Annotated in this window: 17 protein-coding genes; 7 read left to right on the top strand and 10 right to left on the bottom strand. The window is 55.6% G+C overall.

The window, feature by feature from the left end; genetic code table 11:
* Positions 1–109 precede the first annotated feature (109 nt).
* The 4 genes from NAP1_RS16630 (at position 110) to NAP1_RS03290 (ending at position 1910) form a co-directional block, all read left to right on the top strand.
* On the top strand, positions 110–649 hold the full coding sequence (locus NAP1_RS16630) for a thermonuclease family protein (protein WP_007163811.1): 540 nt from the start codon (positions 110–112) through the stop codon (positions 647–649).
* Positions 649–780 carry a hypothetical protein gene (locus NAP1_RS16710; protein ID WP_256364604.1) on the top strand — a complete coding sequence of 44 codons (132 nt, stop codon included), beginning with the start codon at positions 649–651 and terminating at the stop codon, positions 778–780. The genes NAP1_RS16630 and NAP1_RS16710 overlap by 1 nt, the downstream gene beginning before the upstream one ends.
* Before the next feature lie 29 nt (positions 781–809).
* Positions 810–971 (top strand): hypothetical protein, encoded by a 162-nt coding sequence (locus NAP1_RS16765; RefSeq protein ID WP_007163809.1) that lies wholly within the window; start codon positions 810–812, stop codon positions 969–971.
* 303 nt (positions 972–1274) lie between these two features.
* Complete coding sequence (locus NAP1_RS03290; protein ID WP_007163807.1) at positions 1275–1910, top strand: S24 family peptidase; 636 nt, start codon at positions 1275–1277, stop codon at positions 1908–1910.
* A gap of 153 nt (positions 1911–2063) precedes the next feature.
* Here the strand turns inward: NAP1_RS03290 and NAP1_RS03285 are convergent, their stop codons facing one another.
* Entirely contained in the window at positions 2064–3479 is a 1416-nt protein-coding gene (locus NAP1_RS03285; protein ID WP_007163806.1) for a DUF2235 domain-containing protein, read from the bottom strand.
* Positions 3480–3856: 377 nt separating this feature from the next.
* Here NAP1_RS03285 and NAP1_RS03280 point away from each other — a divergent pair, with 377 nt between their 5' ends.
* The 3 genes from NAP1_RS03280 to NAP1_RS03270 all read left to right on the top strand — a co-directional run bounded on the left by NAP1_RS03280 (position 3857) and on the right by NAP1_RS03270 (position 9180).
* Positions 3857–6952 (top strand): DEAD/DEAH box helicase, encoded by a 3096-nt coding sequence (locus tag NAP1_RS03280; protein WP_007163805.1) that lies wholly within the window; start codon positions 3857–3859, stop codon positions 6950–6952.
* A 393-nt stretch (positions 6953–7345) separates the two neighbouring features.
* The gene (locus NAP1_RS03275; protein ID WP_040464686.1) at positions 7346–7969 is read left to right on the top strand and encodes a helix-turn-helix domain-containing protein; all 624 of its coding nucleotides are present in this window, start codon (positions 7346–7348) and stop codon (positions 7967–7969) included.
* Positions 7966–9180, top strand: a complete 1215-nt coding sequence (locus NAP1_RS03270) for a type II toxin-antitoxin system HipA family toxin (protein WP_007163803.1) — start codon at positions 7966–7968, stop codon at positions 9178–9180. Before NAP1_RS03275 ends, NAP1_RS03270 begins: the two co-directional genes overlap by 4 nt.
* A 93-nt stretch (positions 9181–9273) precedes the next feature.
* Here NAP1_RS03270 and mobF read toward each other — a convergent pair whose 3' ends face one another.
* The 9 genes from mobF to NAP1_RS03225 all read right to left on the bottom strand — a co-directional run bounded on the left by mobF (position 9274) and on the right by NAP1_RS03225 (position 25120).
* On the bottom strand, positions 9274–12186 hold the full coding sequence (gene mobF / locus NAP1_RS03265; RefSeq protein ID WP_007163802.1) for a MobF family relaxase: 2913 nt from the start codon (positions 12184–12186) through the stop codon (positions 9274–9276).
* Between the two features lie 48 nt (positions 12187–12234).
* Complete coding sequence (locus NAP1_RS03260; protein ID WP_007163801.1) at positions 12235–14574, bottom strand: type IV secretion system DNA-binding domain-containing protein; 2340 nt, start codon at positions 14572–14574, stop codon at positions 12235–12237.
* Entirely contained in the window at positions 14564–14893 is a 330-nt protein-coding gene (locus tag NAP1_RS03255; protein ID WP_007163800.1) for a hypothetical protein, read from the bottom strand. Before NAP1_RS03255 ends, NAP1_RS03260 begins: the two co-directional genes overlap by 11 nt.
* 649 nt (positions 14894–15542) lie before the next feature.
* Positions 15543–17549: an ATP-binding protein gene (locus NAP1_RS03250; protein ID WP_007163799.1), complete on the bottom strand. Its 2007-nt coding sequence runs from the start codon at positions 17547–17549 to the stop codon at positions 15543–15545.
* The gene (locus NAP1_RS03245) at positions 17546–18757 is read right to left on the bottom strand and encodes a GIY-YIG nuclease family protein (RefSeq protein ID WP_007163798.1); all 1212 of its coding nucleotides are present in this window, start codon (positions 18755–18757) and stop codon (positions 17546–17548) included. Before NAP1_RS03245 ends, NAP1_RS03250 begins: the two co-directional genes overlap by 4 nt.
* A complete protein-coding gene (locus tag NAP1_RS03240; RefSeq protein ID WP_040464211.1) occupies positions 18750–20798 on the bottom strand; it encodes a DEAD/DEAH box helicase in 2049 nt (682 codons plus the stop codon). Before NAP1_RS03240 ends, NAP1_RS03245 begins: the two co-directional genes overlap by 8 nt.
* On the bottom strand, positions 20795–21226 hold the full coding sequence (locus tag NAP1_RS03235; RefSeq protein WP_007163796.1) for a hypothetical protein: 432 nt from the start codon (positions 21224–21226) through the stop codon (positions 20795–20797). Before NAP1_RS03235 ends, NAP1_RS03240 begins: the two co-directional genes overlap by 4 nt.
* Before the next feature lie 148 nt (positions 21227–21374).
* Positions 21375–22388 (bottom strand): hypothetical protein, encoded by a 1014-nt coding sequence (locus tag NAP1_RS03230; RefSeq protein WP_152434321.1) that lies wholly within the window; start codon positions 22386–22388, stop codon positions 21375–21377.
* Positions 22389–22390: 2 nt separating this feature from the next.
* Complete coding sequence (locus tag NAP1_RS03225; RefSeq protein WP_007163793.1) at positions 22391–25120, bottom strand: DNA methyltransferase; 2730 nt, start codon at positions 25118–25120, stop codon at positions 22391–22393.
* Positions 25121–25220 lie beyond the last annotated feature (100 nt).

Here is a 25220-nt window from a genome sequence, read left to right as displayed (position 1 = left end):
CGGGAGCCAGTCTGCACCCTCCCCTCTAGACAGCCCCTTCGCGTTGCCGCGAAAATAGCTGAAAATCATCGGGAAAGCGAGCACGGTATCTTGGCCTGCAGGCCCGAAAATGAAAGAAGGTGGCATGGTAGGAAGATCACCTCAGAATAATGTCTTCGATTTTCGCGCAGGAGTTCTCCGGCAGAAGCAAGGCAAACGGCGCGGCCTTGCGCTGCTTGTTGCCGGAGGCTTACTCGTTGGCATTCTGGGCGGCCTTCTCGGCATCTACTGGCCGTTTGGTTCGGCGATCGCTGAGGCACGAACCACGCACAGCTTTGCCGTTTGCGGCATGGTCAGACGCACCTGCGTCGTCGATGGCGACACTATCTGGCTTGAAGGCGTGAAAATCAGGATTGCCGATATCGACACACCGGAAATCTCGCAGCCAAGATGCGATTACGAATACGATCTCGGCATAAAGGCACGCGACAGGTTGGTGGTCCTGCTTAATCAGGGAGAGTTCTCCGCGCTTCCAATCGGTAATCGAGACGAAGACCAATATGGTCGGAAGCTGCGGGTCTTGATGCGCGATGGCCGCTCGATCGGCGACCAGTTGGTCGCAGAAGGAGTAGCCCGGACCTGGTCCGGACGCAGGGAGCCATGGTGCTGATGCGCGACTGGCCGGACAAAGACGTTTCCTTGCCGGGCAACGAGCGGGAATGGAAATTGAAGCTTGAAGCGTGGCTGCTGGGTATTCCAATTGTCCTCATGCTCATCGCAGGAGTCGGGTCACTCTTCTGATGCTCACCCGTGACCATGAGCTTTAGGGCATGGCGCTGTGGGTGGAGAAGCACCATGGCGACGCCGGAGGTGAATTCATTGCGTCGAAGATCGATCAGCTAAGCCAGGTCGGCGAGCCGGACGGGGCAAGACTTTGGCAGGATGTTGTCCGTCGCTATGAGCAACTTGTTGAGCGCAAGTCCCATTCCTGATGGAACCGTTGGGATCTCCAGCCTCAACTGACTGAAGATAGGCTTCCAGTCGCTCCAGCGTTCGTCGACGCGGCCTTCGCCCTTGCCGGAGGTCGAGCACGAATCGAGGATCACCGACTGCGCGCCTACCGAAGCGTGTCGCCGAAATATGATTATCTTTCAGATGCTTTTCGATCCGTTCCAGCAAGGTCATGACCCTTTCGCTCCGACTCGCAAATCCCTTGTGTTCTTGTTATGTTCTTAGTAGGATCGTATCCGCGAGTCTAGGAAAATTCCTACGATTGAGATTCGAAGGACAGGCGAATGGAACATGTGAGGGAGGAGCTCGACCGGCTGATCCTCAAGGGCGGATATGGCTACGCGTCGATATCGCGGCTGCTTGGCCGCAACCCTGCCTATGTGCAGCAATTCATCAAGCGCGGGTCTCCGAGAAAGCTCGATGACGAAGACCGAAAGACGCTCGCCTGCTTCTTCGGTGTCGACGAGCAAGTGCTCGGTGGTCCGGCTAATCCGGTCACCGATGGCATGGTCGAGATCCCCGTACTCGATGTGGAGGCATCCGCCGGCTTTGGCGCGGTAGCTGCTAGTGAGACTGCACACACCCGGTTTGGGTTCGATGAGCGGTGGCTGCGGCACCTGACTTCGGCCAAGAGCGCCAGCCTGTCGATCGTTGGGGTAAAGGGTGACTCGATGGAGCCCACTCTCAGCGATGGTGACGAGGTCCTGGTCGATGCATCAGATCATGGATCGCGATTGCGTGATGGGATTTATGTCCTTCGCTCTGATGATGCCCTCGTCGTGAAGCGTATCGCGATCAAACCAGGTGGTCGGCAGATCACAATTGCCAGCGACAATCCGGCCTACCCAACTTGGTACGACATGGACCGGTCTGAAGTACATGTGGTTGGCCGCGTCATCTGGTTTGGCCGCGCCTTGTAGCGGCAGGGCTTGGGCCGATTGCCGACCGTCTGCTGTGGGCAGCCGGAGACCCGAAAGTTACCGCTCGGCACACGAACCCAGGCGCGGACCAAAGCCGATGCACCTGCGAGCGCGTTGGGATCGAGCACGAATCGCAATAATCGGCTGCAATTGCTATGAGTAGTAGTGGTTGAACCGTTCGTCCTCGCGCAGCGCCTCCGGACGATATTGTAGAACCTTCCCGCACTTCTGAATGGCGGGGAGGGCAAAGCGCTCGTGGACGCTCGAGTGAACAGGTGCCCCAAGCACCGCTGCCCTAGTCGCCTCGCTCCAGCTCTTGCGAAGCTTCGTAGGCCACCATGACGGATAGGAATCTCGCAAACTCTCGACCTCGCAGTGCTGCATGCCGTCCGCGGAAGGATAGATGTTCAATTTGGAGTCGTCGATCCGAAGCGGCTCAGGTAGTGATTGAGCTTCGTCCACCATCCACTTTAGCGCGATATCGGAGAGCCGCGATTCAGTTTCCGGGTAACTTCCGCCGATGTCGGAGTGATTGCCGGCAAACCAAAGCTGGACGAACGGCTCGACATCGCCGTCGCGTGAGTAATCCAGTTGCTTGTAGCCCCACTTAACGCGAGGGAAGTCGGCACGTGTCTCGTCGATAGCAAGCGCGTGCCGGACGAAGCCAACGCGCGTACTGAGACCGCGATCATAGTTCTTCATCCGCCACTTCGCGAAGTGCCACCGCGACTCGCCATTTGAGGGAAAATCGGTGATCCGCTTGAACGACGATCTGAAGGTCTTCCAGCCGGTGTAGAGGACGCCCAGCGTGCCCAGCGAGGCGAAAGATATCCCAAACCCCACCGGCAAGGCCCAACTAAGGACAGCTGACACCACAGCGATCCCGGCTAACGTCAACGCGAGCAGAAAGCCTGAAATCAGCCAACGCACCACACCTTTGGAACCAAGGGACGCCACGGTGTCGAATACACCGACGAAGTATGGATATACGTTTGCTGCGTCGTCATCACCTGACTGATATTTTGCCCGAAACCTTCGACCAAGTTCCTGTCGCGCCGCGAAATGCGACTTGATGTCGCGGCCCGCACCGTACTCATAGACCTTCACCACCGCCTCGTGCGCTATCGCCCGCGCCTTGCTGGTGTGCTTCGGGAAGGGATTTCCATTGCCATCAGAAGAAGGAACACCACAAAGACTGATTAGGTTAGCGACGCAGCGGGCAGTGTAAGCACCCCTGCTGAACCCAAACAGATAAATCCGATCCCCCGGCTCGTAGAGGTTCAGGATCGCCTCATAGCAATCGACGATGTTGTGGGTAATGCCACGACCAGTCGCCGAGGAGATGAGCTTGTTGAGCGAACGACGAAGGCCAGTGATGCCGCTCCGTACGTCGTCATCTGTGCCCAATCCGGGATCATAGAAGCAGACCTGCTCAGCCGGATCTATTAGATTGAAAGGATCGACGCGCGCTGCTCGATAGATTTTGTAGACGTTGCTGAGACGCTGATCGGGTTTGACGCCGCCCGCCTGCCCTGTGCCGTCTGAGAAGATGCAAATGTTTTTGCTCATGATACCCTGTTCCCGATCTGTTCGACCTATCTCAGGCGCCCACGAAATTCAACCGTGAAGAGGACGATAACATGACCGATTGCCGAACCTTTCGGTCTTCGGCCTGACCATCGTAAACGACGCCGCTTTGCGCACCGAAAAAATCTCCTCGACGACGAGTCGATCTATTACGCGGACAAGTCAAACCGAAATGGATTAGGCCAGCGAGTTTCGAGCGGTATTGCGGGGAGGCTCAAATCCAGTAATGTTTTTTCATGCGAAGTGACGCCAAACAAGCAAGCTTTCCGGGAATGGAAGCGCCAGTTGAGACAATACGATTCGAGATAGCTGACCCCCTTGCCTACAGACATTCCAGATCTGCGACTGGTGTCCTTTCAATGCTTGCACTTGGCCCTGCGGATCGAGTCTTCGATGCGATCGAAGTCTCGAGTGGCGAATATGAACTCAATCATTCGTCAGGCGCAAAATTCTCCGTTTCTGCACGGAAGCTTGGCGGGAAAAACAAACACAAATTCAAGATAGAAGGTAATGTTAAGCGTTTGGACCTTGAGCTCAGCGTTCCGTACAAATCCTTTAGAATAGACGGTAAAAGCAACGACGGGAAAAGTCTGCGACCAGCGCAAATTGGCGCGCTATATGCACTCTTGTCGCACTGGTCACTTTCGCGAGAGGTGGCGACGGTTATCTTGCCAACTGGAACTGGCAAGACCGAAACGATGCTCGCTGCTTCTATTGCTGATCAAGCAAAAAGAACACTGGTTGTCGTTCCGAGCATCGAGCTCAAAGATCAGATTAGTGAGTCATTTGCGCATTGGGGTATCCTCCGAAAATTGGGTGTGATCGCTAAGAGCGCCTCCAATCCGGCCGTCTTTGTAATGAATAGGACAATCGGAAGCGAAGAAGACCTCCAAACAATCGAAGATTCCGACGTGGTAATCACGACGCCAGGACTGTTGGCCCGTGCCAACCATGATCTGCTTGACGCCGCGTCAGACAAGTTCACTCACGTATTTTTCGACGAAGCCCACCATGTAGCCGCGAAAGAATGGAGCTTCCTCAAGGAGCTCTTCAAATCAGCAAAGATCGTTCAGTTCACTGCCACACCCTACAGGACCGACCGCCAACCCATCCAAGGGAAAGTGGTTTACAATTATCCTCTTTCCCAAGCGCTCGCTGACGAATGTTTCTCAAGGATTTCGCTTGTTTCAGTCAACGAGCGACATCCAAAAAAGAAGGATCGCGCAATCGCGGACGCGGCTATGCGGCGCTTGGCTGAAGATCGCCAGAAAGGCTGGGATCGTCACCGCATGATGGTGCGAGCTAGCGGAAAGAACGAAGCAGAAGAACTGTTCAAGCTATATTCGGAGTGGTTTCCGAACGAGCGAATTGTGCTGGTACATTCCGGTACCACAAATCGTAAGTCGATCATCTCCGACATCAAGGCAGGCATGTATGACATCATTGTCTGTGTCGATATGCTCAAGGAGGGCTTCGACTTCCCAGATTTGAAGATCGCTGCCGTCCACAGCGTGCACAAATCCCTCTCAGTACTCTTACAGTTTATTGGGCGGTTCGCCCGGACGCAGGATGGCTTGGGAGATGCATCGTTTGTAGTCAATTTTGCAGACGAGCGAGTGTCGACCGATCTCGAGGAGCTGTTCCAGGAGGGTAACGGTTGGGAGAAGATAATCAGCGAGATTGCTGATGCCAAAAAAGCCGATGCGGAATCGCTCTTGGCGTTTTTGCAGGGCTGCGAACCATACTCTGGCTTCGATGCTCCAGACATCGAACTACATCCCAAGCTCGTTTATCCCGCGCTCAGCTGCATTTGTTTTAAAGCCGACAAGGCTGATTGGAGCAACTTCGCGGATGCTTTTGATCTGAAGAAATATGCAATTTCCCATCCGTATTTCAATAAGATGGAGAACGTTTTCTACTTCGCTACGCAGAAGCGGGAACGCGTGAAATGGGCACGTTCGCGCAAGATGGCGGATCAAAGGTGGGACCTCGTCGTCATGCATTTCGATGCAGGCAACAAACTCCTTTATGTCGGGTTTTCAGATAAGAAGTTGGGTGTCGCAGACCTAGTTGAAACGATCACTGGCAGTGCGGCTCGTATAATTAATGGGGATGATGTCTTCCGGACATTCGATGACATCAAGCGATTGAGCATTGTACATGCAGGGATCTTCAAGCCCGCAAATCACTTACATCGCTACTCCCGGCTAAGCGGCGCAGATGTTACAACCGAGCTAAGTCGCTGGAAGGAAGGGAAGCGATGCAAGAAATCAGACTTCGTCGGGGTCGGGTTTCGCGACGGCTTTCCAGTCAGCATAGGAGCCTCTGTAAAAGGAAAGGTCTGGAGTCCAGCGAGATCGGGTGACCTACAAGAATGGAAGCGTTGGTGCCTTGAGATCGGGCAAATGCTTACCGACAAGTCGATCGATTCCGACCAGTTGCTCGAGGATTCTGCGGAGAAGACTGAGATTGTCGAATACCCACCGGGCCTGATTGTCCTTGCTACCGACTGGTCAGAGCAGCTCTATGACAAGATGCACAAGCTCACGCTTGAGAGGCCGGGACGAAACTCATTCATGCTCTCCGAGTGTTCGATAGTCTATCTCGGCTCAAGCGGAGATACGGCCAAGTTTAGTCTCATCGTGATGGAGGACACTTATTCGTTTAGCATCAAGCTCGGCGGCGAACAGGGGCATAGTGTACAGGGCCTAGAGAATACTAATGCAAAGATTGACGGCTTGAAATCGAAGCCGTTGGACCTCACTCAGTTCTTCGCGGAAAACCCTCCCACACTTTTCCTTCTCAATAGCTGTACAATCGCCGGCTGCATTCACACCGACTATGGAGAAATGTTCGAAGTTCAGATCCCGGGCGATCGGATTAAGGTGCTTGACTGGGATGGCGTCGACCTCCCAATTGAGTCCATGTTCAAAGGGGGAATCGCACGACCCAACTCCATACAAGAATATATGATGAAGTACCTCGTGGGTCGCGGCGCGCGCATTGTATTTAATGATGATAATAGCGGAGAGTCAGCCGACGTTGTGGCAGTGTTCGTTGTAGGAGAAACGATCCGATTCGAACTGGTTCACTGTAAGTATTCTAAGGCCGATGTCGGCAATCGCTTGTCGGATTTGTACGAGGTCTGTGGCCAAGCTATCGTTTCGCTAAGGTATAAATGGAAACCTGAGGAGCTTCTCCGGCACATGCAACGACGAAATGGTGCTGGGGTTTTAAAAGGAAAACGGTTCTATCAAGGGGACAACCGTGACATTGAGGAAGTCGCGAAAGCTCTAAAATACTCGGAGGTTGAGTTTGAATTTGCGATTGCTCAGCCAGGGGTCGTTGGACCCAGCCTGAGCTTGGATCAGAAAAATCTCCTCGGTTCTGTCTATTCCACCATTGTCGAGATGACAGAAACGAAGCTACTCTGTTACTTTAACAAGTCGAGTTAGCGGTTCTAGAACTCGTCGACTGGCACGGGACGTGGGATCAGTGACCTTCCCATCTGATCCTGTTTCAGGCGCTCTTAGGTAAGCAGGTATTCGTCAGCTTTGCAGAACGGAAGAGCCAACGCCAATCGTCCGATATGAGGGCGCATTGCCGCGGTCGGCTTGCCTGACTGATCGGCAAATCACTGGGCGAAAGCTCTGCCACCGAAGGAGCGGAAAAGGTTCTGTGAAGTAGCGACCGCTTCTGCCCTACGCGCGGCACTCCCTCCATGATATGCAATGACATATGAGAGATACCGCACATATGTTTCTGCATATTCTTCTTGCTTTTCCCAAGGATGATCATATATGCTAAAACATATAGAGATCGCCCAGCATATGCAGAAACATATATATATGAACAAGGCAATCGAAGACATCGCCGCAAGCGTCAAAGAGGCTCGCACAGCGAAAGGCTTCACCCAGAAACAGCTAGGTGGACGCGTCGGCCTGCCCCAAAGCCACATCTCGAAGATCGAGAACGGCTGCGTGGACCTACAACTCTCCAGCCTTGTTGAGATAGCGCGTGCGCTGGGTCTCGAATTGAAGCTCGTACCTCGCAAGACTCTACCGGCAATCGAAGGCGTTGTGCGCTCACAGCGCGAAAGAAGCGAGGCCAGTCGGGCGCTCGCAACGATTGCCGAAACCAACCGGTTCGCTGAGCGAGTACGGGAGAGCTATCCGAGTGTCACCGAGGTGAATGAGTTTCAAAGCGCACTTAAAGAAATCCAGACCGTCAATTTCAGTCCCGAAACGCTCAAAGCCATCCAGCAGGCCTTGCAGCCCGTCGCTCACCTGAAAAAGCATCTTCAGGACCTCGGCTGGGCGCTTGAGCAGCAAGAGGGAACCAAGAAACTCGCCCAACAGATCGCAGCATCCACACGTGCCCTCCAACACGTCAGAAACCTGCAGGTCCACGCGATCGATCAAGATAGTGCCCCGAGACGGCCTGCTTACCGGCTTGAGGACGACGCCACATGATCGACGCAGCGGCTCTCGATATCTTTCTGGGTGAGACGCGCGTTGGAACCATCGCACGCCTCGATGGAGATGCGAGCATCTTCACATTCGACGAGGTCTACCTTGCCGACCTGGATCGGCCAACGCTGTCGCTCGCCTACAAGGACGCGAATGGCGAAATCATTGCCGAGACACGCAGCTATCGAACGAAGATCGAGCCGTTCTTCTCCAACCTCCTTCCCGAAGGCACGCTTCGCGACTACCTGGCCCGCCGCGCGGGCGTGAAAGCCGTACGCGAGTACCACCTTCTCGCACAGCTCGGGCGCGATCTTCCAGGCGCAGTGCGCGCCATCGCCGTCGATGCCGAGGAAAGGGAGGCCGACGAGCCCAATGAAAAAGCGGCGGGGAAGCAGGCAGAGCTCGCGCTGCGCTTCTCACTTGCCGGCGTGCAACTCAAATTCTCGGCAATCAAAGCTCAGGGCAAGAATGGCGGGCTGACGATCCCGGTCACAGGCAGCGGCGGCGACTGGATCGTCAAGCTGCCCTCTGCGAGACATCCGGACGTGCCCGAGGCGGAATTTGCAGCGATGAAACTTGCGGCAAAGATCGGGATCGACGTACCTGAAATCGACCTTGTTCCGCTCGATCAGATCGATGGCATACCCGAAGGTATCACACGCTACGGTAAATCCGCTTTTGCCATCCGGCGCTTCGACCGGGGGGAAAAGGGACCAGTGCACACCGAAGACTTCGCCCAGGTGTTCGGTGTCTTTGCAGACGATAAATACGAGAATGCGAGCTACCGCCAGATCCTTAGTGTGCTGGCGATCGAGACCGACGAACAAAGCGTGGTCGAATTCGTCCGCCGGCTCACCTACTCGGTGCTGATCGGGAATGGCGACATGCACCTCAAGAACTGGTCGTTGATCTACCCGGATAGGCGTAACGCGCTGCTGGCACCTGCCTATGACCTGCTTTCGACGCTCGCCTATATCCCAGGCGACGATGCTGCACTCAAGTTTCATAGCTCGCGCGAGTGGGCGTCCTACACCTATGATGAACTCGAAGCGATCGCCGACAAGGCAAGGCTGCCTGCCAAGCTGATCACCGCGACAGCGAAGGATGTCGTTGCACAGTTCGACGACGCCTGGAGCAGCGAAAGCGGACACCTGCCCTTCCCCGACGATGTGCGAAGCGCGATCGAGAGGCATCGCAAAACTCTTGCGATCTGAGAGCAGTTACGAAATTCGGCCATTCGCGCGTAAGCACCACCTGGACCAACTGCCGGACCAACACGTCTGAAGATTGGGTCGCAAGGCGGCCCTTCAAATCCCGAAATCCAGTGTCTTGCTCTTGCTTCGGGCGAGTTCCTTTTCGGCCTTGTTGGCCTCTTCCGGTTTCAGCTGATCAAGTTCGCCGTTTTTCTTTTCTGTCGGCGTCAACTGTGCGGTGACCTCGAGGGCCGAGGCCTTCTCGCCTTTGTTGCGTGCCACGGCTGCTCCGAGCCTGTCCGAACTGTCGACCACCAGTGTCAGGTGATCGCGAAGCCTCGTGATCGTCACGAGGAACGTTTTCTGGTTCGAAAGGTTGCGCTCGCGGCTGTCCATGACTGCAATGCCGCGATCGGATGTCAGACCCTGCGCCATGTGGGCGTTGAGCGCATAGGCAAGATCGATCCGCTTCAGCATCGGATCGTCCTTTTTGAGCTCGACCTGGTCTCCCTTGGAAGTTTCGAAAGTGACCTTCCCGCCGACAACGGCAACCACCCTGGCCTGGTCGGCATTGAACAGGCCGCGGCGATGATCGTTGCGGGTCCATCGGATCCGGTCGCCTTCATGGATCTCGAGCTTCCTCGGCTCATGCAAGGTCAGATTCTGGTCGCCCTTCCCTGCCCTGATCCGTGCCGGGTCGAACCGGAACCGCTTGCCGCGCTTATCCGCAACTTCGACCTGCCTGCCCTTCCGGTCCTGTCCCAGGACACGATACTCGCCCGCTGACAGTCCCAGGGCCTGTTGCTTTCTCGAGACCTCGAGCACCCGGCCAGGCTGATAGGCCGAGAGATGTCGCAGCTCTTCGCGGGTCGTGTTGACGCGGTCGAGCACTCCGAGCTCGGCCTTGCCCGGGCCAATCTCGCCATTGGCGAGAAGTCCCTGCTGGATGGCAGCATTGACCGCAGAGCGGATTGCGCGGCCCGAGGCGTAGATCGATGTCCGCGCGCGGTCGTCCTTGTCGAGCGCCAACCAGGTATCAGCAGCGACCAGCGCGCCATCACCCTTGGCCTCGACCGTGTGAGGCTGCAGGTGCCGCAGCGCCTTGCGCACTTCGCCCGCCTGCGCTGCCGCCTGCGCCTCGCGAACGACAGGGTCGCGGGCGCGCAGGTTGGTCGCCATTTCAGCGCTTGCCGTACCCGTCCGCTGCAGGAGCGCGAAAGGTTTGCCCGCATCGACTGCGCCGAGCTGCTTTCGGTCCCCCATCAGGACCAGGCGGTGAACGCCAGCCAGATTGGCGAGACGGACGAGCTTTTCCTTGTCCTCGTTCGAGACCATCGAAGCCTCGTCGAGCACGAGCACATGGTCCTTCAGCGCCGCCTTTGCCTCCAAACGCAGCGCCGCGTTGCCTGGATCGTCGAGCAATTTTTTCCAGCCACCAAGAAAGCGGGCCAGCGTCTGCGAGCCGATGCCGGTGTCGCGTTCGAGCATCTGGACGAGCGTGTTCTGGATCGCGAGCCCGATGACCGGGCGGCCCTCGTCGCGCAGCACCTCGGTGACGGGCTTCAGAACGCTGCTCTTGCCGGCACCGGCAATTCCCTGGACCGCGATCGTTCGATCCTCTGACGTCAGGATCAGCTTCGCCGCTCCAAGCTGGCCCTCGTTGAGGCGGAACCCCTGCCCTGCCATTGCAGCGGTCTGGACACGATCAGTCGCGCTTCCACGCTCGATTGCAGGCGAACTCGCGCCCCTGCCGGCGGCAACCTCGGACACGATCTGCTGCTCGGTCAGCACCGCGTCTCGCGAGGCGAGCCAGCCCCTGTGGTCTCCCTTGCCCGCTATCAGGTCGCCGGAGCGCACCAAGGCGCGTGTCCGCTTCTCGATATCAGCGATCGTTGTGGGGAGCCCGAAATCGAGCGCGGCCTTGTAGAGCGCGGTGCGCTCGAACGCCGCTTCGCGCTGCGAAAGATGACGCACCGCCGAAGCGACGGCCTGTGCCGCTGCGATCGTCTCACGGTCCTGTCTGAGGACCGACTTGGGCACAAGCGGATCAGCCGGATCGCCCCTGACATGCGCGGCGAAGCGTCCCAGCCATGCGCGCCCGCGCTCGACAAGCGAGCCGAACCTGCCAGTTTCGATCGACTGTCTCAGTGTGCGGGTCCGGGCCCGCTCGACCAAGGGCGCGAGGTCCAACCCGATGGATTTTGCGGTGTCGCTCCATTGCATGCCGAGGGCCTCGCGGTCCTCGATCCCGTCCTTGCTCGCGCGCGTATCGAGCGCAGCGATGCGGCCCGCTTCAAGACCAGGACCGCGCCGGGCATCGAGCACTTCCTGGCGGCGGCTCGAGAACGCCATGACCTGTTCGCGCGTGATACCGCGCGCCTCGAAGTTGCCGTGCTTGAGGGTCGGTCCCGGCTCATAGCCAAGCTTTTCGACGGCGACACGGAAGCGCGCCATCGCGATCGAGTTGAGCGTCGTATTCAGCTGCCAGAGCCGGTCGTTCTTGAGCGTACGCCACTTCCCGTCCTTGCCTCGCGTGACATTGGCGATGACCGCATGGAAATGTAGGTTCGGCTCCTGGTTGCGGTTGGTGTCGTGCTGGAACAGGCCGATCGCAAGGTTTCCCGTGGTCTGCGTGACGGTCTTGCCTTTCTCGACCATCCGGGTCTCGGCCGCATTCTTCTCAGCCCAGTGCAGCGCTTCGAGGACGGCTTCGCGGTAGGCGGCAATGATCCGCTCATCCTTCCCGACGAGCGCCAGCAGCGACCAGCTCTTGGGGACGGAGAAGGTGAGGTCTGTACCCGGGCGGTGCGTCTGTCCGGGATTGCCGACGCTGCTGCCGTCGGGCAGCTCGCCGCGCAGCAACGCGTCGAACGCTTGGGCCTCGACCTTGCCCTCAAGACCGAGGCGTTTCGCGCCATCACCGATCCATTGGCCCGAACGATCGGCATCGGCGCTGGCGTAGTAATTGTCCGAAGCGAAATAGCTCGCGGCCGCCGAAGGCGAGCGGACGTTGGCGACGGAAAGCATGGGCTGGGATCACTTTCTCTTGGCCCTCGTCCCCTCCCCGGTCCAGCGTCACATATCCGGGTCGAAGTCCCCGTAATCGTGACCATGGTCCTGCCCCAGATCGGCATCGCGACCCTGCTTTGCAGCACCGCCAAGCAGCGACTTCTGCTGCTCTTCCTGGAGCCTCTGTTCGACCTTGCTGCGCGCATCCTGCGCCCGCTGATGCGCTGCGGGATCGGGAATGTCAGACCTCGCGGAAGGTGCATCCGGTTGCTCCTTGCCGCGTTGCTCCTCAGCTCTGGAAGACAGCGGAAGCTCGGATTGAGCCGGCCGCTGAGGGTCTGATGTCCCCCTTTCCTCTTGCGCATTCGGATCGCGACGCTTCCTTGTCTGGTCCGGTCGAGCCTGATCGCCCTTGTTGCTGCGACGGGTCCGGCGCAGTTCCTTTTTGTCTTCCTTGTCGGCTTTCTTTTCAGCGCTGTCGGAGCGATCGTGCGCGACCCTCAACCGTCGAGGATCACCATCATTGTCGCCTGTTTCAGAGGCTGCTCCGGCACGGCCACCTGCTCCTTCTTTGTCATCACCGTGGCGGGCCTGTGGTGGTAGCTTAGGCATATCCCGGGGAATGAAGCCTTCGGCCACCCGAGGCCAGTTGCGCGGTTCGAGGACCACGGGTGCCGCCGGAAATCCTTCGGGAAACTTGATGAAGCCATGAAGGTTCTTGAGCTTCATCAGCTCGTCGGGAAGCAGCAGCGGGACGACCTGGCGCCGGGGCGTGAGGCTGACCGCATCGCGTGCATTGTTGTAGCCATAGCTGTATCCTTCCTCCATCTCGCGAACCTCGCGGTGGCCAATGATATCGGAACACCAGGTGGCGGTCTCGCGATCTGCTGTGCCAAGGATCAGCTTTGTGCGGGCAAGCGAGGACAGGGTCATCGCCATGTTCTCGCCGTAGACATCCTTGAGCTTGGCAAAGGCATGGATCCCGGTGACGATCGCGCCCCCGAAATTGCGCGCGGTCTGGAGGCCCTTCTCAAGCGAAGGGAGACGATGCAGCGCGCCCAGTTCGTCGATCAGGAACCAGAGCCTGATGTCCCGCGAGCGCTGGCTCGCCATCAGCGTATTGATCGCGGTGTCGAGCCACAGGGTGAGCAGCTGCGAGAGCACGCTCATGTCGATGTAGCGCGCGGACAGGAACAGGATCGAGCCCGGTTCACCTGCTCCGTTGATCCACTCACGGACCGAAAAGGGCGTCCCGTCTTCGGGCAGCATCTGCAGCGCCTTGGCATTGACATTGAATACTGCGCGCACCGATTCCGCCATGCGTGCCGCGCTCGGCGTGCTGATGGGACCAGCCATCGTGTCTTCGACGAGACGGTGCAGATCGGAGAGATCGGCGTTCATCAGTTCATGAGCGAGCGCGGCGTTGGTGCCCCGCCCCGCTTCGGCGAGCTTGAGACAGGTCTCGACGAACAGCGTGCGCGCGGCGAGTACCCAGAACTGTTCGGTGCCGCCCCCATCATGCGGGACGAGGGACTCCGCCGCAGCATGGAATTCGGCACGTGTCGAGCAATCGTTGAACACGCTCCATGCGGGACAGCGCGCGTCGAGCGGGTTGAGAATGATGTCGCGTTTGGGATCGTAGAAGCTTTCGACAAAGGCTCCGGTAAGATCGAAAATGACCGCACGTTCGCCCCGTTCACGGATCTCCCTGGTAAGCTCGGTTAGGACGACGGTCTTGCCTGTCCCGGTTGTGCCAACAAGCATCGCGTGGCTCTGCTCCAGGCGCCAAGGCCAGCTGACCCCTGCCAGATGCGCGGGAGAATAGAAGCCCGCATCCCGCAGCGAAGCCGACCCGGCCAGACGCCAGCGCCAGCCCAACGCATCGCCATACTCGCGGGCACGGGCATTGCGGTTGTGCGCGGCGATCTCCCGGTCAAGTTCACGCAAGGTAGCAAGCTCCGCCCCGCGCACATGCTTCTTCTGTTTGGACTTCTCGCCGAAGCGTTCGGCAACCCACCAGAAAAGCGCGAAGAGCGGCGCAAGAATGAACCCGGCAAGCCACAAAGCGCTGATCACCGCACTCCGGAAAAGCGCGACCGCTTCGCGCATCGGCGGGTAATCGGTGACCACGGAAATTGGAAAAGCAACGAGGCTCCCATCGGCAAGCTTGAGGTTCACAAGCTTGTTCGGATCGAACTCCATGAAGGCATAACCAGAGGCATAGGCATGCATCCACAGGAGGTAGACCTGATAGTCATCTAGCGCGCTGCTTACGTCCCAATAGACCAGCCCGAGAACGACCAGGAGTGTCACGATCAGGGGCCCCTTGAGGCCAGCAGCAAACATGAAGCCGAAATGCCCGAGGAGCTGGCTGCCGCGGGTGAAGTTGACGAGATTATGCTTCATCGTCGCCTCCCATGGGTCGGGGTGCAACGATGCCAAGGCGCTCCAGCCGGCGCTGGTAGGCAGCGACCGTTCTGTCGCGCAAAGTGCTGTCAGGATGATGTGTAAGCAGCGCATCCAATGCGACCGTGATGAAGATGTTCTGGCGGACCGGATCGGTCGCTGGAGTCCTCAGATCAGCTTCGGTCGCGCGGTGCCAGGCATCGAAGATGCAATCGCAAACAACGATACTCGCGCTGACCCTGCGCTCGTCTGCTTGTTTCCTGATCCATTCGGCGATCAGGGGCGTGACATAGGTCACGAACCGGTGGTGTCTTTGCATTTTTCCAAGTTCCTTGTGTTCAAAGAACCTGGCTCACCCTTCGAAAGGCAGGTGCCACTCTAGGCCGCAGCACGGGGTGTAGGAAAACGGAAAATTCACATAGCTTTTCAGAAAATTAAACGGATCTGTGCCGACTCGGCACGGACGAGCGAGCAACTGGGCCGCATCCGGCACAGAAGATGACATCGGTGAGATTTCGTGAATTCGCGAAGCTTTTCCATGCCTTCCATTGCAGCACCCGCTGCGTCCGGTGTGCTGTCAAGTTCCAAAGTGCGCGGGCGTTTCCGGCAACTTAGGACAACCGTTCAATGCACTGAATTTTATATCTTATTTTTGGAGCGGGAGCAGGTGGGAATTCTTGAGACGATCCGAGATTCCTCCCGGATTGCCTTCGGGCTACCAAATAGCCTTAGTCGTCCGAGATTGGATGGTGCTGATTTGACCGATTTCAGGTCAATTAGAGTCGCCTAAGTGCTTGGCAGTTTTGCTCCTGCTGCTGCTTTGTAAGCGTGCCCTTCTGCCACCAGTTCCTCACCAATCTGGCCAACTTTCAGGGACAGCTGAACTGATTTCGGACGCTCTTCGGGAAAGGCCTACCGGGCGCGAGCAGGCCTGCAATTCGAACAGTCTTGTCAGGAAACCTGCGAAGCTACTCGATGCCAAGCTTGTCGAAGAATATCTTGTTCCGCATCTCCGCATCGCGCAGCAGCTTAGTCCAACTTAGAACTTCAACATAGAGATTGATGTTTCCGAACCAGCGGAACCAACCCAAGCCATCAGGCATAGGCGTGAAGTCCTTTTCTCGCTCCAGCCAGTCTGAAACTTTCTTCGTGAGATCGCAGACCACGTATCCGTAGAAGGGAGTATTTGTGTTGACCAAAATGTCGCGATTCTGGGGCGTCTTGAACTTCCCATCGCGTATTTGATTCACGTATCGGACTATCTGCTGAACTGGGTCATCTTTCGAAGACGGGTTCGCAAAATCGTCGCGCTGCGGCTTCTTGAACTCGAAAATTGTGATGGGGTTGCTTGCTTCGTTGTCACCACGAAATGCAACTCGATTGTTGAAGATCGTGATGTCGGTCCGGTCACCCCTAGGCTCGTTGATAGGCTTTTCCGACGAGATATATGCCGAGAAATTTAGCCTCTCATCAAGTATCCAAAGGTTGTGCGCCTGAAAGTCGATTTCGTCGGAATCCTTTCGGCGCTGCATGATGATATCATGCACTTCGCCTTCTGACTTATGCTTCCCTTCATCATCAGCTTCTAGTGATTTGGCGAATATATCGAGCACACACTTCCGCATGGAAACATAGTGAATGAGATCGTTCTTGCTCGTTTCCGAGATGCTATCGATGACCTCCGAAATCTTGTCATCTAGCGCTACCCCATCACCAGCTTGTAGGATGGCCGAAACCTGCGCCCTCGTCGCCAACTCTTTCGCAAATTTCTTGCGCTGGAAATGCAGCTCAATTTCCTCATTCGAAGGCCGCATAGGAAGGTCGCTAAAGTCCGCTTCCGTACTTAGGGTTCGATGCCAAGGGGCTTGCTTGGCGACGTATTCAGCAATGCGAGCCTGCTTCCGTCTCTTCCTCTCGGCAATCTCATCACCAACGGCCGATTGCGCAATCTCTGCGGCTCTCTTCTCGATGTCTCCTTGCGAGATAGTGCTCAAGAGATCGGCTTCAGATTGAAAACGAAACTCCCCCCGTTCCAATGAGACATTCTCGTTGAGGTAGTCACCGAAAACGTACGCTTTGATAACGAAGTTGCGCCCCTTCCCCTCCTCTTCTCCTGGGGAAGGTTCGAAAAACTCGTCCGCGAATTCTGGGACGTGAGATTGCAACATCACTTCCGTGACTTCGCGACGGTGCGCTACCAGACTTATCTTGCTTCGCGCCGCTCGCGGTGAGTAGAATTTGAAAACACGAACGTGAAACTCCTTGTCTTCGCCGTTTGATGACAAAGTGAAGCTGTTATCCTCGATGGGCATCTCGACAATTTGGCTGTTCTCTTTTCCGAGATAGTCGTTGAGCGAGACAGGTGGGACAGCTGCGCCTTCATCACGAATTACGACACGCGGACAGGGTTTCTCTGCGTCAACGAAGTAGGGAAGCAACCGCTCCACGATAGCTTTGCTGATCGTATCGATGCGTTTGTCGGGGAACTTGACTGATTTGATCCCGGATATCTCAACCGTCGAACCAGTGTCTCCGGCCTCTACCGTTTCCACTTCTTCCTGAACTATGATGTCGGTATCAAGGCCCATAAGAAACGAGCGCTGCTTCGGGGTCTCGCCGTCGAGAAAAATGCTTCGAACTGCCATCTTGTCAAAGTACTTGAGACAAGTGAAGCGCCCGAACCCCTTGCCACCATCGGCAATCTTTTTTTCCGTGTAGACGGTATCAAACGCGTCGCGATTGTTTTGAGTGAAGCCGATCCCGTTGTCAGAAACGATAAAGCCATCAACGCCACGAACGCCCTCGATCAGATCCTCTTGACCGTCACGCTTTATCTGAATCTCGACCAAGCCCTCGCCATTCTTGCGTTCATCAATAGCCTGGATCGCATTGACCACCAATTCCACAAGGGGCGTGTAAACATTCGTGCCGGAGCGGATGTTCTCGACCAATCGCTTAATGTTGATGTTGCTCATGTCCGACCCGTTTTTTCCTTCAGGCTGGCTGAAGTGGGGTCGTAAACGAACTCAGTGATCGTCCCATCTTTGATGCGCGCCACGGCTTCATCAATTACGAACCGAGGGACTAGGAACCACTCCTTTGGCACAACAGGTTTACCGAAACGGTCCTTGATCTCGATGTCGAGCTTTGCGGCGCCAAATACTCGATGGATGACGCTTTCAAGCTTGGTCCGATTGATATTGAATAGCTCGTAAGTCGCGACGATCTCGACATCGGCCATGAGAAAGGTCGGGTCGATCTTGGCATTCGCAATGCGGCGCTCAACCTTTCCGCTCGTTACCCCGATTTTGTGAAGCACTTCGCGATGTGCCGCAACGGTCGGATGATCAGACTTGCTGCGCAGCACATAGATCGTGCCGCTCGCCTGGTCATCGTCGTCTTCGTTGTCGGTAAAGAGTGGGCCGGCAACAGGTTCAGTTATCCGCCTGCCTGCCTCGTCTTTGTAGAGCGCTCTCTGAAGGGAGCGAAGCAAGAGATTGCTCTCGGTGCCGTTGGAGTAGATGACACGAAGTCGAGCATCTGTTTCACCGTTAGGCGCTTTGATAGTTTCTCCCACCTCGGCGACGTAAACGGTCTGTCCACCCAGGATGAAAAGTTCACCTTGTTTGATGTCAGCCTTCAGGAAGCCCGCATCTTTCACGAACGGGCGAGTCTGGCGAATGCCGTCTTTGATTTCCCTTTGGACCTTCTCGAAGAGGGGCTGGAATTTCTCAAAGTCCTCGCATTTGTCGCGATTGGCAATTTCTTCGGCTGCACGTTTTTCAGCGCTAGAACGGACATGACGAAGCTCGGTGATGTCTGCCGTTTCGGCTTCCACACCTAGCTCAGCGAGAAGTGCATCATCGTCGAGTTCGTCAACCTCGACTGGTTGCTCGACGTTGGTGGTGTCGAGCAACCCTTGATGGTCCATCGGCTCGACAAGACTGCGGCACTCTTCTTGGTCTCGGATGCGCTCTAACCTGACGGCATACAGACGTTCGAAAATGTCATTGTCTTCGCCGTGCTGTGGGCGCTTGCCATGCTCTTCAACGAAGCGCTGAATTTCCTCAAAGCCTGCGATGATGCGTTCTTCGAGCGGAGTGCGAGTGGCAACCTTTTTGGCTTCTACCTCAACGCCTAGCTCTTCGAGGAGGTCATCGTCTTCCTGCGTGAAATTAGCCATTGGCAGCCTCGGCTTTCATGCGCGCAAGGAAGGCAACGCCTTCTGCCATTCTCTTTTCCCAAGCATCCGCTGAGGTGATCGAGGGCAAGCGTCCGCGTTCCTGTTTGAACTTCAGTGCGCGTTTGGCAAGGTCGCGAGCCTCCTCAGGAGTCAAATTGACCCGCTTGCCAGAGATGATTGAGGCAACCTGCTTCAGGCTCTCCTCGCTCATCGTCTTAGCAAGAATAGCGTATGCTTCTCCGAAAGGATTGATGCGGTCGATGAGGTCGATGTCGAGTTCTCGCACGTCCATCGCGTATTTGCGGACGCCATCAATGAGAGCCGTATTGCCTTTCTCCTCGTTGTCACCGCCCACGGCGATTTCCTTGGCCTTCTGAGTGAGATTAAGAGCTGCGATGGCGTGCTGGCGAACGGCCTCCTGATCCTCGTCATCAAGTTCGGGAAACTTGGCCTTGATAATCTTGCCCATGCGAACCTGAGTGAGCTCTTCGGGCACAAGCTCCTCATCAAAGAGTCCGCGTTCAATCGAGGATTTGTCCTGGACGAAAGCCGTGATGACCTCGTTGAGGTCTTCTCGGCAAATGCGTTCGGCCTCTTCGGATTTTGGCTCGGCGAGGCCTTTTATCTCGATTTGGAATAGTCCGCGCTCTTCGTTGAATCCGACATTGCAGTCATCGGGATCGTAGCCGCCCTCCCCATAGTCGAAGCCTTCGGTCGCGACGTTGGTGGGCTTCTTCGGCTTGAACTCGAATCGTGGGGCTAGAACCTGCTCCATCAAAAGGCTGGCAGCGATAGCTTTCAGCGTATCGTTGACGGCTTCCGTCACTGCCTCTTCCGAAGCGTCGGGCTCAGCAATCAGATTGGTGAAACGAGCGCGGGTTTTCCCTTCAGCATCGCGGGTTGCTCGCCCGATGATTTGAACAATCTCGGTCAGACTGGCGCGATATCCAACCGTCAAAGCATGCTCGCACCAAATCCAGTCGAAGCCTTCCTTCGCCATGCCGAGAGCGATGATGACATCGACGTTATCGCGATTGTTTTTCTGCGCGGGGTCTTTGAGCGCCGCGAGCACTTTGGACCGCTGGCCTTGGTCGCTGTCATCGACAAGGTCAGCAATCTTTAGAACCTTGCCGTCTGAGGTATGGACGAGCTGGAAGCCTGTCTTGGGGTCGGTTCCTTTCCAATTGCCAAGCGCGTCGATGATGTGCTCGACTTCGCGGTGTTTGTCCTTGGTGCTCTCGCGAGAGTTGACGCTCGGGATGTGAATGATGGTCTTCTCGTCAGGATCGAGAACCTTCAGGATGTACTCGGCGTAGGAGCCTGAGTAGAAGAAATAGCCGATACCGAGTGTTTTCAGCCATTTGTAGCCGTTGAGCTGCTCATAGTAGGTGTAGGTGACGCTATCGAACTTGGCTTCATCCTGCGGAGCAAGCACCGCCTCGGCATCGCCACGGAAGTAGGAGCCTGTCATCGCAACAATGTGAACTTTGTCGCGCTCGATCAGCTCGGCGAGCTGTGCGCCAAGCTTGTTATCTGGGTTTGCTGAAACGTGGTGAAACTCGTCTACCGCGATCAGGCGATTGTCGAATGCTTCGACACCGAACTTCTCGACTGCGTTGCGGAAGGTCGCGTGCGGACAGACAAGGGCGCGCGCATCGCTATTCAAGAACGCCCCGACTGAATCTGCCTTGCTGCCTTCCGTGCCAGGAGCGTTGCAAAGATTCCATTGCGGTTCGACCTCCCAATCTGCCCAGAAGCCAAATTTGCTGAGGGGTTCGTCAGCAAAGCTCGACCCGATGGATTTTTCAGGGACGGTGATGATTGCCTGCTTCAAGTCCTGATTGTGCAGCTTGTCGAGCGCGATGAACATGAGCGCTCGGCTTTTGCCCGACGCGGGCGGTGATTTAATGAGGAGATATTGCTCGCCGCGCTTCTCGTATGCCCTCTCTTGCATCGCCCTCATGCCTAGCTCGTTCGACTCGGTCGAAGCGCCTGTCTGGGCATAGGTTACTGATACCGAGGGGACGGATTGTTTAGTCATGCTACCTCAAATTCGGTGAGTTGCTCGCGCAGCCAAGCGGGTGGCGATGGCCAAGAATAGGATCGGTGTTTACTCCACGACTCCGACTCATTGATACGCCCAACAGCATCAATACGATCAGCCATTTCGTCGTGTGGATAGACGTATACTCGATCGGCGTGGATGAATGCGATGTAGAGGTCGCGCCCAACATACTTCCGGTCAATGGTCATACGCCCCTTCAGTTGGATTCGGTAAAAGCGCTCGCCATCGTTGTGGTAGGCGATAAAATCTGCACCGAGCCAATCGTCTGAGAGCAGGATGCTGTTATAGCCGTACTCTGCGAGTCGGGCTGCAATCCTGTGAAAGTTGTAAGTCTCTTTCTGGCGCGAATTGAGCTTACCATAGTCAATTTTGCGCAGGGCCAGCGGTTCAATCGGATGGCTCATGCAGCTTCCTTCTCGCCAATAGTCAGGAGAAGCTTGGGGAGACTAAGGTCGAAACGGGACCGCATCTCACGCATGAACAGCTCTATCGACTTTGGCGAAGCGTCGAGCTGACCATGGTTTTTCGAGATCGTTAGGCCTCCCACCATAACTAGACCAACTCCCCGAAACGCCTGCCGCCACCCATCGTCTGAACATTTGCGAGCCGGTGCCCATAAACTAAATCGAACTCTTCAGCCTCAACCGCCCTTAAAAGGAACTCGCTGCCCTGTGGTTCGAATATCAGCACCTTACCGTCATAGACCCCAAAGCCGTGGTCTTCGGGCATGGGCAGCGTTAGCTTCTCCATCGTGTTGTCATTCTCCCGGTAGTTCTTCACCACCTTGGGACCGATTTCAGTCAAAAAATTGATCTGACCAATGAGCGTCGAATTGCCGATGGCAGCGCCGAAACCGAAAAAGTCACGAAATCCGTTTGGAGCGAAAATCTGGTTGCCAGGTCTGTGGTCACCTCGATTCTTAGTGACGTAGCCAGCCTCGATCCAAAAACCCTTAGATGGGGCGTGGGTCTCGTCCGGTCGGTTCTCATCTTTGTTGGAAACCAGCTCTGCCCTTCGGCTTTGGTAGGAAGGCAATATGGTATCCAAAGGGGTAGCGCCGTTCCAATGGTCTTCAAATACTGAGGCTACGGGCTGAACATAAGCGTTCATCTGCGCTTGATTTAGAGCGATGAATGATGCTCCTGCCTCCACACTCCGCCAAAGGCCATTGTATGAGAAGTTCCCAGACCCAAGCACCAAGCCATGGGAATGCTGAGTTGAATTCTCCAATATCATTGACTTGGCATGATAGTCTCGGCGTGGCGCAAAGCCTTCGCTATCAACCACATACTGGCCGTCAAAAATCCTAATCTCTGCGTTTGCTCTGTCGGCTATTGCTTCGAGAGCACGAGGATCGGACCTTCCATAGTCAATTCCGAAGAGCCAACGTGATGTAGTGGAGTCCCAGAAATCTTCTCCCACACCTAGTTCAAAGGTTCGGAAACCAGACTGTGTTGCATACGCGTAGCAACCGAAGACTCTGTCAGGAGAAAGTTCCTCTCTCAGTCTCAGTATTTCTGACAGTGTCGTAATTCCACCGGTGTGGTCATGTGCAAATCCATTCATAACTACACAACCTTACGATATAGAGAAAACAAGTTCTCAAGTCGGTCTGTGTCATTACGCATTCTGCGACCGAAAAATATCCGTTCTACAGCCTCGTCATTAGCCTGATGGGCCAAAAGCAAGTTCTCAGGCATCTTCCCTTGCTCATATAGATCAGCAATCGTGCTTGGAAAGTGTCGCTCGCGAGAAGCGAGGATTTCTTTTGCAGTTCTTATCAGATCATCACGGTTTTTATCTGTAAGCACAGGGACTGGAAAAGTATTCCACCCGAGAGTATTTGAGTATGAGAAATCGCTGCGCATGCGCACGCAAACCGTTCCAATCCAAACCCAATGAAGTCTGGACGCAATTAAAGCCAAATTCCAAAGGGGAGCATCGTAGAGCGCAAAGTTCCTGTCCCCAATGATGTAATCGGCCGTAACGAGATCGACCGGTAAGTAGTCGCGATTCTCAGACGAAACGCGAGGCACAACAATTGCAGAATGTCGTGCCACACCTGCAATCTGCACAAAGCGGTGAGGCGATTCCGCAAAAAGCTGTGTCGACTTCGCTGGCGACTGACGTCTATTTTCCGCGACCAGCTCAAGTCGCTGCGCAATGAAGTCGCTTTGTCTGGCTAAATCAACCTCGTCGCCATTGATCCAGATGCAGTGCCTAATTTTCCCGTTTATCAGCTCGGCGGAACCAAGGAATTTGCGCACGAAGCGTTTTGCATTCGGATCAGCGCGAAGCTGCTCTGCCTCGGCGGTCGTAAGGAATAAATGACCTCCATCTCGAGGCATGTTGCCAAACAGCATTGGAGACTGCGGCCCTAGGGGCGTAGCTACCTTCGAGATAGTGTCAGACATGTTCGGGACCAGATAGGGCCCGATGGCATCGCATTCGCGGACCAAATCGCCGGGGCTGAAAAGGTGCTTTTTTCTGTTTGATTTCGCAGACAAGCCGATAATTATCACAGTCACCCCAGCGTTGTGGCTAGCAAGGTTTTTCCATGTAAACGGTGTGTGCGCGAAAGCGATTTCTTGACCACCTTTGCTCATGACGGGCCAAATCTCAGACGCCTGCTGGCCTTGGCAGATACTGTTGGTCGTGACGAATGCGGCCATCACGTCAGGTACGCTTTTCGCATATCTGAGATAGGCTCCCAACCATCCGGATACGAAGTCGGTCGTCTTTGCTAACTTCGGGTGATCAGACCAAGCTTTAGCAAGGTCGTTCTTTTGCTCCTCATCCTGCCATTTACTCCCGCGATACGGTGGGTTCCCACAGATATAGGTTTCACCGCCCTCATTCTCGAAATCGATTTGAGCCTGATCTAGAGGGGTATGAAAAAGGTCATCTGAGGTATGCTTCACGCCAGTGCCGGTTGGAGGGCAAATGCTCAGCCAGTCAAGGCGTAGAGCGTTTCCACAAGTGATCCAGTTCTGAGCATCCAGAGGAAGAAACTCAGCGAGAGCCTCTTTTTGCCCACGGTAAAGAACGTCGCACTGGTACTCGGCAATTATGAGCGCCAATCGTGCAATCTCGGCAGGAAAATCGCGCAACTCTATCCCGCGAAAATTTGTGAGCGGGATCTCTGTGCGCAGATCAATTTCATCTCGTAGTTTGTTAATCTCGGCCTCAATCGCGCGCATTTCTTTATAGGCAATCACTAGAAAATTGCCTGATCCGCATGCTGGATCGAAGACCCTAATTTTCGACATGCGCTTTCTAAGGTTGAGCAATTTGATTGGGCTGTTGCCCGCGTCTTCTAACTTTTCACGAAGGTCATCGAGAAAAAGGGGATTGAGTACCTTCAAAATGTTCGGGACGCTCGTGTAGTGCATCCCCAATGCGCCGCGTTCTTCATCGTCCGCGACGGCCTGGATCATGCTCCCGAAAATATCGGGGTTAATCTTTTTCCAATCAAGATTGCCGATATTGATTAGGTAGGAACGTGCAATCTTGCTGAAAATCGGGACTTCCGTGCTTCCTGAAAACAGCTCACCGTTCACATACGGAAATTGGTTTGCGTAGCGCGGTATTTCGTTGGCCTCTCGCTCAGCACGCTCGCAGTCCATCGCGCGGAAAATTCCGCCGATCACCTCATGGGTGTTGGAAGAGTCTCGCTCACTCATTTGCTCGATGGTGCGGGTAAAAAGGTGTTCGCCCTCGAAAATGTCGGTGTCCTCGGCGAAAAAGCAAAAGATAAGACGTGCCATGAAATGATTCATGTCAGGGCGGCGCTCGTCTGTGTCCCAATCGGGATTGTCTTTCAGCAGCTCCACGTAGAGACGGTTGAGCCGTCCAGTGGCCTTGATGTCGAATGAACTCTCGCGGATTTGCTTGACCGTTGTGATGCCAGCGAGCGGGAGTAGGAAACCGAAATGGTTGGGGAAGTCTGCGTATTCGCAAGCGATAGGCGCTTCGTCGCTTCCTACCTCTTCGGCTTGGAGCGTCTCGCCGTCCGTTGCGAGAATGAACTTGGCACGAGCACTCGCCGTCTGGGGGCTTTGCCGTAACGCCTGAAGTGTCGCGTCTACCTCGCCAAGTTCACATGTCGCAATGTGAATATTGTTGCGCTGTAGCACCCCGCCCTCAAGGTCGGAACTATTCGACGCGCCTGAGCGAAGGCGCTTAACGGTAGTGGCTTTATTTCCGAATGCAGCAAGGAATTGGAAGGGGAATTCAGTCTTGTCAAAAGGCTGTTCCGCTAGCTCCGATATCGCTTCTTCAATCTCGACCGCATTCATCTGCTATTTCTAGTCTTTCTAATTCAGCAATAGATGCGCCAGCATCTCCTTGGCGACTAAAGCATATTCCGTGATTCGACTCAGCAGCCAGATTCCTTGC

The organism is Erythrobacter sp. NAP1, from assembly GCF_000152865.1.
Taxonomy (GTDB): Bacteria; Pseudomonadota; Alphaproteobacteria; order Sphingomonadales; family Sphingomonadaceae; genus Erythrobacter.
Note: the sequence above shows the minus strand (reverse complement) of the source record. Positions and strands in the feature narration are given on the sequence as shown.

Excerpts from the sequence above, each read along its gene's own strand:
- NAP1_RS03290 (WP_007163807.1), top strand. The coding sequence starts at position 1,275 with ATGGAACATGTGAGGGAGGAGCTCGACCGGCTGATCCTCAAGGGCGGA.
- NAP1_RS03235 (WP_007163796.1), bottom strand. The coding sequence starts at position 21,226 with ATGAGCCATCCGATTGAACCGCTGGCCCTGCGCAAAATTGACTATGGT.
- NAP1_RS03285 (WP_007163806.1), bottom strand. The coding sequence starts at position 3,479 with ATGAGCAAAAACATTTGCATCTTCTCAGACGGCACAGGGCAGGCGGGC.
- NAP1_RS16710 (WP_256364604.1), top strand. The coding sequence starts at position 649 with ATGCGCGACTGGCCGGACAAAGACGTTTCCTTGCCGGGCAACGAGCGG.
- NAP1_RS03240 (WP_040464211.1), bottom strand. The coding sequence starts at position 20,798 with ATGACTAAACAATCCGTCCCCTCGGTATCAGTAACCTATGCCCAGACA.
- NAP1_RS03250 (WP_007163799.1), bottom strand. The coding sequence starts at position 17,549 with ATGAGCAACATCAACATTAAGCGATTGGTCGAGAACATCCGCTCCGGC.
- NAP1_RS16765 (WP_007163809.1), top strand. The coding sequence starts at position 810 with ATGGCGCTGTGGGTGGAGAAGCACCATGGCGACGCCGGAGGTGAATTC.
- NAP1_RS03280 (WP_007163805.1), top strand. The coding sequence starts at position 3,857 with ATGCTTGCACTTGGCCCTGCGGATCGAGTCTTCGATGCGATCGAAGTC.
- NAP1_RS03260 (WP_007163801.1), bottom strand. The coding sequence starts at position 14,574 with ATGAAGCATAATCTCGTCAACTTCACCCGCGGCAGCCAGCTCCTCGGG.
- NAP1_RS03270 (WP_007163803.1), top strand. The coding sequence starts at position 7,966 with ATGATCGACGCAGCGGCTCTCGATATCTTTCTGGGTGAGACGCGCGTT.
- NAP1_RS03255 (WP_007163800.1), bottom strand. The coding sequence starts at position 14,893 with ATGCAAAGACACCACCGGTTCGTGACCTATGTCACGCCCCTGATCGCC.
- NAP1_RS16630 (WP_007163811.1), top strand. The coding sequence starts at position 110 with ATGAAAGAAGGTGGCATGGTAGGAAGATCACCTCAGAATAATGTCTTC.
- NAP1_RS03225 (WP_007163793.1), bottom strand. The coding sequence starts at position 25,120 with ATGAATGCGGTCGAGATTGAAGAAGCGATATCGGAGCTAGCGGAACAG.
- NAP1_RS03245 (WP_007163798.1), bottom strand. The coding sequence starts at position 18,757 with ATGGCTAATTTCACGCAGGAAGACGATGACCTCCTCGAAGAGCTAGGC.
- mobF (WP_007163802.1), bottom strand. The coding sequence starts at position 12,186 with ATGCTTTCCGTCGCCAACGTCCGCTCGCCTTCGGCGGCCGCGAGCTAT.
- NAP1_RS03230 (WP_152434321.1), bottom strand. The coding sequence starts at position 22,388 with ATGAATGGATTTGCACATGACCACACCGGTGGAATTACGACACTGTCA.
- NAP1_RS03275 (WP_040464686.1), top strand. The coding sequence starts at position 7,346 with ATGAACAAGGCAATCGAAGACATCGCCGCAAGCGTCAAAGAGGCTCGC.